This window comes from 'Vigna radiata' phytoplasma (assembly GCF_030586915.1).
In the GTDB taxonomy this organism is placed as follows: Bacteria; Bacillota_I; Bacilli_A; order Acholeplasmatales; family Acholeplasmataceae; genus Phytoplasma; species Phytoplasma australasiaticum.
Genome location: NZ_JAOSIS010000017.1, coordinates 1 through 11,570, shown reverse-complemented (window position 1 = coordinate 11,570; position 11,570 = coordinate 1). Strand labels below are relative to the sequence as shown.

At 23.5% G+C, this 11,570-nt stretch carries 8 protein-coding genes, 2 tRNA genes and 1 pseudogene; 10 read left to right on the top strand and 1 reads right to left on the bottom strand.

The genetic code is table 11. The features are described 5' to 3' along the window. Nucleotides 1-855 (bottom strand): hypothetical protein (locus OC710_RS01875; RefSeq protein WP_304514978.1); only part of this gene is annotated, 855 nt, incomplete at its 3' end. 445 nt (nucleotides 856-1,300) lie between these two features. Here OC710_RS01875 and OC710_RS01870 point away from each other — a divergent pair. The 10 genes and pseudogenes from OC710_RS01870 to OC710_RS01825 all read left to right on the top strand — a co-directional run. Continuing rightward, nucleotides 1,301-1,376: transfer RNA gene (locus OC710_RS01870), tRNA-Glu, on the top strand. Nucleotides 1,377-3,514: 2,138 nt separating this feature from the next. Further along, nucleotides 3,515-3,589: transfer RNA gene (locus OC710_RS01865), tRNA-Gly, on the top strand. A gap of 455 nt (nucleotides 3,590-4,044) precedes the next feature. Next, nucleotides 4,045-4,521 (top strand): 50S ribosomal protein L13, encoded by a 477-nt coding sequence (gene rplM / locus OC710_RS01860; RefSeq protein ID WP_004994978.1) that lies wholly within the window; start codon nucleotides 4,045-4,047, stop codon nucleotides 4,519-4,521. A 7-nt stretch (nucleotides 4,522-4,528) separates the two neighbouring features. Then, entirely contained in the window at nucleotides 4,529-4,921 is a 393-nt protein-coding gene (gene rpsI, locus OC710_RS01855; RefSeq protein ID WP_004994977.1) for a 30S ribosomal protein S9, read from the top strand. 91 nt (nucleotides 4,922-5,012) lie between these two features. Continuing rightward, on the top strand, nucleotides 5,013-6,350 hold the full coding sequence (gltX, locus tag OC710_RS01850) for a glutamate--tRNA ligase (protein ID WP_004994975.1): 1,338 nt from the start codon (nucleotides 5,013-5,015) through the stop codon (nucleotides 6,348-6,350). 103 nt (nucleotides 6,351-6,453) lie between these two features. Continuing rightward, nucleotides 6,454-7,776 (top strand): cysteine--tRNA ligase, encoded by a 1,323-nt coding sequence (cysS, locus tag OC710_RS01845; protein ID WP_004994974.1) that lies wholly within the window; start codon nucleotides 6,454-6,456, stop codon nucleotides 7,774-7,776. 42 nt (nucleotides 7,777-7,818) lie between these two features. Next, on the top strand, nucleotides 7,819-10,236 hold the full coding sequence (locus OC710_RS01840) for an HAD-IC family P-type ATPase (RefSeq protein ID WP_004994973.1): 2,418 nt from the start codon (nucleotides 7,819-7,821) through the stop codon (nucleotides 10,234-10,236). A 48-nt stretch (nucleotides 10,237-10,284) separates the two neighbouring features. Next, nucleotides 10,285-11,007, top strand: a complete 723-nt coding sequence (gene rlmB, locus OC710_RS01835) for a 23S rRNA (guanosine(2251)-2'-O)-methyltransferase RlmB (protein WP_004994972.1) — start codon at nucleotides 10,285-10,287, stop codon at nucleotides 11,005-11,007. A 140-nt stretch (nucleotides 11,008-11,147) separates the two neighbouring features. Continuing rightward, the gene (gene rpmG, locus OC710_RS01830) at nucleotides 11,148-11,300 is read left to right on the top strand and encodes a 50S ribosomal protein L33 (RefSeq protein ID WP_304513408.1); all 153 of its coding nucleotides are present in this window, start codon (nucleotides 11,148-11,150) and stop codon (nucleotides 11,298-11,300) included. A gap of 31 nt (nucleotides 11,301-11,331) precedes the next feature. Beyond that, nucleotides 11,332-11,570: pseudogene (locus OC710_RS01825) on the top strand (hypothetical protein); the annotation flags it as partial.

Here is an 11,570-nt window from a genome sequence, read left to right as displayed (position 1 = left end):
ATTAATTTCATCTTTTAAATTTGTTAATTTTATGAATTCGTCGTTAAAAGTTTGTTTTATTATGGTATCTAATGATAGTTGTTTATAATTTGTAGATTGATCAATGATCTTTTCCTTTATAAGTTGTGCTTCCACGGGTATATATATGTTTTCTATTGCTATTTTTAGTTCGTCAAGTTCGTTTTTTATATCAGCATTTAAGTGTTCGCTCGTTGCTAAACTCAAAATATCAGAATTTAATTGTCTTAGTTTTTCCGTTTTGTCTTGGAAATTATTACATATCTCTTGAAATTTTGTTAAATTATTTGTTAATAAATCAATAGTTACTTCTTCTGGTTGTGTATTTTGTAAGTATAATGAACTTTCAATTAAATCGTTAATTGTATTTAAATATTCTGTTATTGAATCATCGAGTTCTTTTGATTTTGTTTTTAATGCATCGTTATCTTGGTTTGGTAGATTTTTTACTATATCATCAATGCTATTAATTCGGTTTCGGACTGAAGATATTTTTTCATCTTTTTTATCAAATAATGTTGATTTTAGTTGTTTAATGTTGGCATTTTCATTAAAAAAAGTATATATAGCTTTTTTTATTTGATCATATTCATTGATTAAAGCGTCGCATTGTGACGATAATGATGAATTTTTTGCTATTTCTGGTTTACTTTTAATTTCTTGCAAAAATGCCAATATATCGTCTGCTGTCGAAGTTTCTTCTGTCGTATTAGCTTTTAATAAAAATTTTGAATTTAAAGTTATATAATTAAAAGTAAATAATATTAAAATTATGAAAATATTTAATGAATTTTTAATGTTAAAAAATTTTTTGATATTGTTTATTTTTGTATGCATATATGTAAAATTTATCCTTTCATTAGTAAGATTAAAAAAATAAAAAATCATAATAAATTTGTTGATATTTTAATCTTATACAAGATTAATTCTAACATATTTTTTTTTTAAGATAATGTTTTATAAAAATTTTATTGTTAATTTTTTTAATTTTTTTTATATTTAATGGTTTAAAAAATTATTAATTTTAAATTAAAAATCAATTAAGTTCGATAAAATGATTATTTTAATATTGACTTTAATGGTTAATGTTGTTAGAATAAAAAGCAGTTTAATTAATTGAATTTTTTAATTTTGATTACGAACTATAAATATTCGAAATATTTAATTTGGGTTAAAAAAATTTAATATGTGAAGTTTTATTTAAGTGAGTATTTTGATATTTTGTTTATTTTATTTTTTATTTAAAATTATTTTATTTCAGATTATTATGAAAATGCATTTAGGCCCGTTGGAGAAATGGTTAACTCACATGCCTTTCACGCATGCATTCACGGGTTCGAATCCCGTACGGGTCACCAGAGTTAAAATTATTTTGTTTTTATAAATATTGCACCCATAGCTCAACTGGATAGAGCATCTGACTACGGAGGGCGCAAAAGATGCGCATAATTCCGCTATTTAACGCATAGCCTGGAGCGATAATCTCCAGAGGTCACGTAAACACTGTAAGGTGGGCTTGATTAATTGTCTCGAAAGAGTAATTAATAACAGCAAAAGCACGCAAGCGCGATGAGACGAAATATCTAGTCAATAAGTCGGCGCCAGACCAGAAGTCAAGGAGAAGGTGAAAATCCCTAATCAGTTAAAAAGCGTGGTAATTTCAGAGACATCTTCGGTAAGATATTGATAATAATAACCGAGATTTTGAAGGTAAAAGATATAGATTCGTAGTATCTTTTAATTATCTGTAAAGTTAGTTCAACTGACTCTTCAAACAAATACCTTTTTATGTTTTTTAAAATACATAAATGCCTCAATTTAATAAATAAATTGTAAACTGAACCTAAAACTTCACGTAGAATTATGTCGTAACTTTGATCTCCCTAAAGATAGATTTTTGATAAAAATCTTAAAACAGCCAGTGGCTGATCCAAGGGAAAAGTGAAACTTAGAGTAGTCGTCAGTTTAATTCTAAAATTGGAATATTTTAGAAGAACCTGATCACGGCGAAGGATAATAACCTTTACAAGGCGAAAGAGTTTCAATATCTTTCAGTTTTTTTATTTAATAAACTTAAAAATTAGTATTTAACTATTTTATCAATCCGCGTTAAGGTTCTTTTTTAATTTATGGATAATTTAACTTAAAAAATTTTTTCTAAAAATTTATTAAAATTTTTGTGATTATTATTTTTTATTTAATCATATTTATTTTTAAAATTTTTTAGTACCGGAGTAGATGAATAAATTATTAATATCTAATAGTTTTTTTTGATTTTAAGTTATTAAAATCTAATTCATCAACTATATGTTTAAAATCGATATAAACCTAAACCGGTTTAAACGAGTGATTATTTAGTGGATATTTTAAAATATAATAACATACTATTAATATGAGTTAGTAATAATTTTTTTATGTATTTAAATAACAAAACAAAGATATTAGGAGCCGGATGTTTGGAAACTTACTTGTCCGGTTCTGTGGGGGGCTAATTTCGAATATGAAATCTAATTAATTATTTTTCTAAACCGATTTAATCTATCCTAATTCAGAAGGTTGGGGGTTCAAATCCTCTTGGGTGTGCCATTCATTATTATTATTATTTGTCGGGAAGTAGCTTAGTTTGGTTAGAGCGCCTGGTTTGGGAGGGCGAGAAAGATGCCCAAAATTTTTAGTGGCTTAACCATCCACCATCATTATGATAATATGATGCAACATATATCTGGTTAATTAAATCGAAAGATTAATTGATTATAGCAAGATATAAAAGCGCATTGAGTAAAATAATTTTTACAATAGATTAGTGCAAGTTGAATGATGACTATGGATAAACTTTAATTAGAGTCTAAGAGAATTAAGAAATCGATTTTAATAAAGATAAACTAATAATTTTAGTTATTTTGAAGTTTTATTTTAATTTGTCCCAAGATTAAAATAATTATCACCTTTAGTTTTTTAATTAAAGGACTACATTTAAGATTCGCCTATTTTAAATTTTTTGATTAAAACAGATTTTAATTTATTATAGGTTATCTCACCTAAGGTCATCGGGTAAATAATTTGGAGTAACTTCTATCTCCCTAAACTGTATTATATCTTTTATAATTTTAAATTTATAATGCGGCAAGGGAAAAGCAAAACCATAGTAGTCATGGTGTATTCAAGGTAAGTTTTGGAATATTCTTATCATATGATCCCATTTAAGAGATTAGGAAAACTAATTACAAGGCGAAAGGGGCAAAATAATTTCTATTTATAATTGAATATCTCTAAAGTTAATAAAATTTAAATTTTATTCGTTAGAAATATTGAAATGAAATTATTTAAACGCCGTATACTTGGAAACTTGTTTGTACGGTGTTGTGTGGGGCTTGTTGTAATAATGAAAAAATCATGAAACGCAATAATTCTATCACAATCCAGGAGGTCGCGGGTTCGAATCCTGTCTTCCCGACCATTTTATTATTAATTTTAAATTTAATTTATCTAAAATTATGCGAATGTCGTATAATGGTTATTACCCTAGCCTTCCAAGCTAGATATGTGGGTTCGATTCCCATCATTCGCTCCAGTTTTAAATTAAAATTTATACAATAATAATTTGTAGCTATCTTATATAAAAAAATATTCTATTTTTAAATTTCGTCTTTTAATTTATTATTGTATTAATTTTATTTTATATTTTTATAAAAAAAACTATTTAAAAGATGCTTGACATTATTATTTGATTTTAATATAATTTGATTATCTATCTGTTTTATTGGGGTTTATTTTAAAGTTTTACCATTTCTTTTGGTAGTTTTTATTATATATTATGATTTTCATTGTTATTTTAAATGTTGCTGTTATGTCGGATATTATTGTTTTATAAATTTAATAACAAAATTTAAATATTTTTTTATTTTATTTAATTGGTTAATGTTTTATTATATATTTAATTTTACAATTTATATAAAATTTTATAATTTATATAAATTATTAATTGACAATTGTTATTAATTGTTTAAATGGAGATTTTTTGAATTTATGACTAATAATACTACAGTATTTTATAATAAAAACTTAACTGATTTAAATCGCACTTCTAGTATGAGTGAAAATGATTTAAAAAGAAAATGGTATATTATCGATGCCAATCAAAAAGTTTTAGGAAGAATAGCGACAAAAATTTCTTCTATTTTGATGGGTAAACATAAAACTGTTTATACTCCTCATATCGATAATGGTGATTATGTAATAGTTATTAATGCTAAAAAAGTTAATTTAACAGGAAAAAAAGTTAATCAAAAAAAATATTATAGACATTCAGGATATCCTGGCGGCTTGACTCAAGTAAAGTTTCAGGAAATGATGCAAAAATTTCCTAATAGAATCATTGAAAAAGCGGTTTTTGGTATGTTACCTAAACATAAATTAGGTAACAAAATAAGAAAAAAATTGTTTGTTTATGCTGATAATATTCATAAACATAAAGCTCAAAATCCAGAAAATTTAGAGGTATAATTTTAATATGACAATAATACAATTTAATGGAACTGGCAGGCGTAAAACTTCTGTTGCAAGAACTATTTTAAGAACAGGTTCAGGAAATATTATAATTAATAACAGAAATTTTGAAGAATATATATCATCCCCTATTAATCGTTCGGAAATTTTAAAACCTTTAAAATTAACTAATGAGTTAAATTGTTATAATATTCAAGTTATTGTTCATGGTGGAGGCTCTACCTCTCAAGCAGAAGCTATTCGTTTGGGCATTTCTAGAGCTTTGTTAAGAGCTAAACCATCTTTGAGAAGTATTTTAAAAAAAGCAGGTTTTTTAACTAGAGATGCTCGTATTGTAGAACGCAAAAAACCTGGTTACAGAAAATCACGAGCTCGTCCTCAATTTTCTAAACGTTGATGTTTTTATAATTTTCATTTTTATTTATTATTGAAATTAAATTTTTAAATTTAAATGATTAGTTTTGGTTTTCTTAAAAAAGGGGATAGTTATGGAATCTGTGAGATTGCGTTATGCGCCAAGTCCGACTGGTAACGGGTTACATATCGGCAATGCTAGAACAGCATTTTTTAATTATTTATTTGCTCATTTATTTAAAGGTTCTTTTATTATTCGTATAGAAGATACAGATACTATTCGTAATATAACTGGTAGCGAAGAAAAACAACTATCACAATTGAAATGGTTAGGTTTGGATTGGTCTGAAGGTCCTGATATCGGAGGATGTTATGGTCCTTATCGGCAATCCGAAAGATTATTGATTTATGAAAAATACACACGATTATTGTTGGAAAAACAATTAGCATATAAGGTTTACTCTGATGAAAATAAAAATGATTATGTAGTTCGTTTTAGAGTACCTAAAGATCAACAATATTCTTTTGTAGATTTAATTCGTGGTCCTATTAAATTTGCCAGTAAAGATATTGAAGATTGGATTATATTAAAGGAAAATGGTTATCCTACTTATAATTATGCTGTCGCAATAGATGATCATTTGATGAAAATTTCTCATATTTTTCGAGGAGAAGAGCATATTACTAATACCCCTAAACAAATAATGATTTATCAAGCTTTTAACTGGGATATACCCTGTTTTGCTCATATGTCATTAATTTTAGATAAAAATAAAAAAAAAATGAGTAAACGTAATTTCGATGCGATTCAATTTATTGAACAATATCAAAATTTAGGTTATTTACCGGAAGCAATTTTGAATTTTTTGTTTTTTTTAGGGTTTTCTCCGCAAACTAATCAAAATATTTTGAACAAAGAGCTTATGATTAATTTATTTAATGTTAAGCGTTTTATTAAAGATCCTGCTGTTTTCGATATTGATAAATTAAATTTTATCAATAAAGAATATTTAAAAAAATTATCTTTAGAAGAATTAGTTATTAGAGTAAAATTTTTTTTTCAACAATTTAATATTGATTTACAAGACGATCAATTAAGTAAATTAGTTATTTTATTACGTGATAGATTATGCTACGTAAAAGAAATTATTGAAATTTATAGATGGTTTTTTGAAACTGAACACAAAATAACAGATGAATTAAAACTTTTTTTACTAAAAAATAAAGGATACGAAGTTATACCTATTTTGTCGGAATTGTTGAATAAATTGGATATTTTTCAATCTTTAAATTTAAAACAAATAATTTTAAATTTAAAAAATCATTTTAATATAGAATTAAAACTTTTATTTAAAATAGTTAGAATATTATGTACTTGTCAATTACAAGGTCCTAATTTATTTGATTATCTAGAACTTTTAGGTAAAGATAAAGTATTAAATAATTTAGAAAAATTTAAACTAATTTCATGATTCATTATTTGATTAGAATAATTTTATTTTTTTCTTTTTTTTGATAAAAATAAATGTTATTTATAAAGTATAAAAAAATTTAAAGATATAAAAAGGTTTTTTAATGTTACAACTTTATAATTCTTTAACTGGTATTAAAGAGGATTTTCATCCTTTGAATGGTTCGCTAGTTAATATTTATGTTTGTGGTCCTACCGTCTATGATCATCTTCATATAGGTAATATTAGATCTTTAATTTTTTTTAATCTGTTAAAAAAATATTTAATGTTTATAGGCTTTAAAGTTTTTTGGGTTGTAAATATTACCGATTTGGATGATAAAATTATTAAAGTTGCTATTAAAAATAAAAGTACTGAGAGACAAATAGCTAATTACTATAAAGAACATTTTTTTAATTTGTTAGATAAATTAGATATTCACGGAATTGATAAGTTCCCTTTGGTGACTGATTATATAAATCAAATGATTATATATATTAGTTTACTTTTAAAAAAAAAATATGCTTATCTTGGTGATAAAGGCATTTATTTTTGTACTAATAGTATTATTGATTATGGTCGCTTAAGTAGTCAAAATATTGATAAATTATATAAAAATGTTCATCGAAAAAATGTTTTTTTAAAACAAAATTCAGAAGATTTTGTTTTATGGAAAAAAACTGATATCGGTATTCGTTATTCAAGTCCTTGGTTTTTGGGTAGACCTGGATGGCATACTGAATGTGTAGTAATGATTAGAGAGATTTTTCGGAATACTATTGATATTCATGGTGGAGGTCATGATTTAAAATTTCCTCATCACGAAAATGAACAAGCTCAATTTATAGCTAGCGACGGTAAACCTTTAGCTCGTTATTTTATGCATGTAGGACATGTTAATTATCATAATCATAAAATGAGTAAATCTTTAAATAATGTTATTTTAGTGAAAGATTTATTGATGGATATTAAAGAACCTAATGTGATTAAATTTTTATTTTGTCATTTTCATTATTTAAAACCAATCAATTATACTAAAGCCTTAATATATGATATTAAGTTTAAGTACTTTAAAATAGTAAAAATTTTAAACAAAATTAATTTTATATTAGTAATTAATAATTTTTATAATTATGAAATAAATAAAAATTATTTACAAAAATTTCATAAATTTATGCAAAATGATATTGACACTCCTAATGTTGTTACTTTGATTGAACAATTATTAAAAAATATTTCCAAAAATATAAATAATTTATTGGTATTATCGGAATTATATTATACTTTAATTTATATTTTAAATAATTTAGATATTTCGGTTACATTAAATAATGTAACAGAACAAATGATTGAATATTATTATTTATGGCAACAAGCTAAAAATATAAAAGACTTTAATCAAGCAGATTTTTTTAGAAATATTTTATTACAAAAAAATTTTATTTGATCGTTGATTTTAAGTAATTATTATTTTGGAGCAGGTGAAAATATGAATAACGATTTTAATAAAACAAGTTTGGAAAATTCTGCAATTAATAATTTTTCGCATCAAGATTTAAGCAATTTAGGTCTTACTAATCATGAAGTAAATCAAAGATTGAAAAATCAAAAACAATATAAATCAATCAATAATGATAAAAGTATTTTAAGTATTATTGGGAATAATTTGTTTACATGTCTAAATTTGTTATTACTTTTTATTGTTATTGTTATTTTGAAAATTCGACGTTATGATCAATTATTTTTTTTAATAGTTAATTCTTTGAATATTATTATTAGTATTATTCAAGAAATTAAAATAAAAAAAACTTTAGATAAAATTAATTTAATTTTACCTAATAATATTAAAGTTGTTCGAAATGGTCATATTATAGAAATTTTAAGTTCTAATTTAGTTTTAGGCGATTGTTTAGTTTTAGATTTAGGAAATCAAATTGTTGCTGATGCTCGTGTTAAATATGGAGTTTTAGAAGTTAATGAATCATTTTTAACAGGAGAATCTAAATCAGTTTTGAAAAAAACAGGTGATATTTTATATTCTGGTAGTTATATTGTTTCAGGTTCAGCTTATGCAGAAGTTATCGCTTTAGATGAAGACACTTATGTTTCTAATTTGATTAAACAAGCTAAAAAATATCAAAATATTAAAACACCTTTAATAAAAACATTTTCCGCTTTGGTAAAATTAATTTTTTTTGTAACTATACCTACTACTATAATTTTATTTTTTTCTTATAAATCTAATTTTTATAATTTTTCTGATGATTATTTATTGGGGATATGCGGGTTCATGCTTGGTATGACGCCTTCTGGATTATTTTTGTTAATGAGTATGATTTCTATTTTAGGTTTTATTCGCTTATTTAAACGTAAAGCTTACATGAAAGATTTATTAGGGATTGAGATGTTGTCTCAAATAAATATATTATGTTTAGATAAGACTGGTACTATTACTGATGGAAAAATGAGTGTTCAAAAAGTTTTAAATTACTTTAATGATGATGTTATTTCTTTAAACGTTTTAATGGCTAATTTTGTTCAACATTTTTCTAATAACAATCCTACTCAACAAGCTTTGTATAATTATTTTAATGGTTATTTGAATTCTAATATTATTTATAAAGTACGAGATTTGCAATCTTTTTCTAGTATAAGAAAATATAGCGCTATTGAATTTGAAAAATTAGGTACATTTTTATTGGGTGCTCCGGAATTTGTTTTAAAACAAAAAAATGATATTATTGATAAAGATGTTTCAAAATATACTAATTTAGGATATAGAGTATTATTATTAGTTCGTACTAATGATATTTTATCTAATATTAATAATAATACAGATTATCAAGTTATCTCTTTAATTTTGTTAGAAGATATTATTAAAAATGATGCTGTTGAAACTATTAATTATTTTAAAAAATTAGGAATTAAAATAAAAATTATTTCTGGTGACAGTGCTTTTACTACAGGTTTTATAGCTAAACGAATTGGTTTAATTGATTCAGTGTCAGACAAATCTATTAATTTGACTAATTTTAAATCTGAGCAATTGTTGGATATATCAACTAAATACGATGTTTTTGGTAGGGCTACTCCGGAACAAAAACAAATATTAATCTCTTCTTTAAAGAATAATAATCAAAAAGTTGCTATGATTGGAGATGGAGTGAATGATATTTTAGCTTTTAAAACAGCAGATTTATCTATCGCTATGGCTTCTGGTAGTAAAGCTGCTCAAAATGTGGCAAATTTAATTTTAATAAATTCTAAATTTAATTCTTTACCAGTTGTTTTTTTAGAAGGACGTAGATTAATTAATAATTTAGAAAAAAATTCGATTGTTTTTTTAACTAAGACTATTTTTACTTTTTTATTAGCTTGGATTACAATAATTAATAATTTTTTTTGTAAGAATCTAATTTTTTTCCCTTTTACTCCTTTGCAATTAAACTTTATTGATATTTTTTTTATAGGTATACCTTCTTTTTTCTTATCTTTAGAAGCTAATTATAAACCTTTAAATAATTTTTTTATTAGGGATGTTTTAAAAAAATCAGGAATTTATGGATTATTAATTAGTGTCAATTATATTTTGATATTAACTTTATATAATGGATTACCTAATACTTTTCAATCTAATTACCAAATATCCTATTTATTAACTTTAGTAACTGCTTTTATTTTTAGTAATATTTTATTTATAAACTGTCGTCCTTTTAATAAGTTTAAATTATTATTGTTTTCTGTAATTATGTCTATTTTCTGTTTATTAGTTATTATGTTGATATGGCAAGTTCCTTTTATTCGTGAAATTGCAGCGGCTATTAGATATGTTATGTTTACTAAAACTTTTGATTTTTTTCTATTATTTATGATTAATTTGTTAATATTATGGCGAATCAAGAAATAATATTAAATTAAATTTTATTTTGATTTTTTTTTGAAAGAATTATATTATATGGTAATTATTTATGGTAAAAATATAATTAAAGAAGCTATCAAAGCTCAACGAAAAATTTATGTTTTATATATTAACCCTCTTATGAAAGATAAAGCTTTTTTGAATTTTATATTTCAATCTTATCCGAATTATTGTTATTTAGATAAACATCAATTAAATAGTAAAGTTCAAAATAATAATCATCAAGGTGTAGTGGCAGAAGTTCAAGATTATTTTTATAGAAAAGATTTATTGACATATTTAATAGAAAAATCCAATAAAATAGTTAAATTTTTAATTTTGGATGCTATTCAAGATCCTCATAATTTGGGGGCAATTATACGCACTGTAGAAGCAAGTGATTTTGATGGTATTATTGTTAGCAAAAAGCACCAAGTACCTTTGAATAGTACAGTAGCAAAAACTTCTAGTGGAGCTTTAGAATATGTTAATATTTTTTTAGTATGTAATTTATATCAAACTATTTTAACTTTACAAAAATTTAATTTTATAATTATCGGAACTGAAATCGGATTAGATAAAAATATAGATATTATTCCCGTAGAACAATCATTAGCTATTATATTAGGCAACGAAGGTATAGGGATGCGTCCTTTGTTAAAAAAAAAATGTAATTTTTTAGTTAGTATTCCGACACAAGGTATGGTGAATTCATTAAATGTTAGTGTTTCTGCAGCAGTCATTATTTTTTATTTATATATGAAAAATAAAAAATATTAATTTATTTACAATTTAATCATGTTATAATATTGAGAAAAGTTATCTTGATTTAAAAATTTATAATTATATTTTTTATTTATTTTAATTTATATTAATTAATTATTAAATTTTATAAAATTGTCGAGATTTAAAAAAAGAATATAAGAAAAATGGTTAAGAGTAATATTTTAATATGTAAGGTTTGTTTAAGTCGTAATTATCGTGTAAAGGTTCATAATCGCAATCAAAAATTAGTTTTAAATAAATATTGTTGCTATTGTAAAAAGCATATTATTCATGAAGAAACGAGATAAATAAAATTATCTTAATATAAAGGAGATAGCTATGGCATATAAAAAGTTTGAAGAAAAACCAACCATTCCTTTAATGCAAATATTAAGGGAAGAATATAGTTTAATTAATGTTTTTTGTGTTTTTTTATCTATGATTTTTCTAGGGATATGTTGTAATTTTATACATAATTCTACAGATCAAAAAACTTTGAGTATTTATTTATTATCTTTATCCAGTGTTTTCTTTGTGATTAGTATTTTTCCTTTTATAAGGAAAATTTTTTTTGATAT

Bases quoted from the DNA above. Each gene is read 5' to 3' on its own strand.
- rplM (WP_004994978.1), top strand. From the start codon at position 4,045: ATGACTAATAATACTACAGTATTTTATAATAAAAACTTAACTGATTTA.
- rlmB (WP_004994972.1), top strand. From the start codon at position 10,285: ATGGTAATTATTTATGGTAAAAATATAATTAAAGAAGCTATCAAAGCT.
- OC710_RS01840 (WP_004994973.1), top strand. From the start codon at position 7,819: ATGAATAACGATTTTAATAAAACAAGTTTGGAAAATTCTGCAATTAAT.
- rpsI (WP_004994977.1), top strand. From the start codon at position 4,529: ATGACAATAATACAATTTAATGGAACTGGCAGGCGTAAAACTTCTGTT.
- gltX (WP_004994975.1), top strand. From the start codon at position 5,013: ATGGAATCTGTGAGATTGCGTTATGCGCCAAGTCCGACTGGTAACGGG.
- cysS (WP_004994974.1), top strand. From the start codon at position 6,454: ATGTTACAACTTTATAATTCTTTAACTGGTATTAAAGAGGATTTTCAT.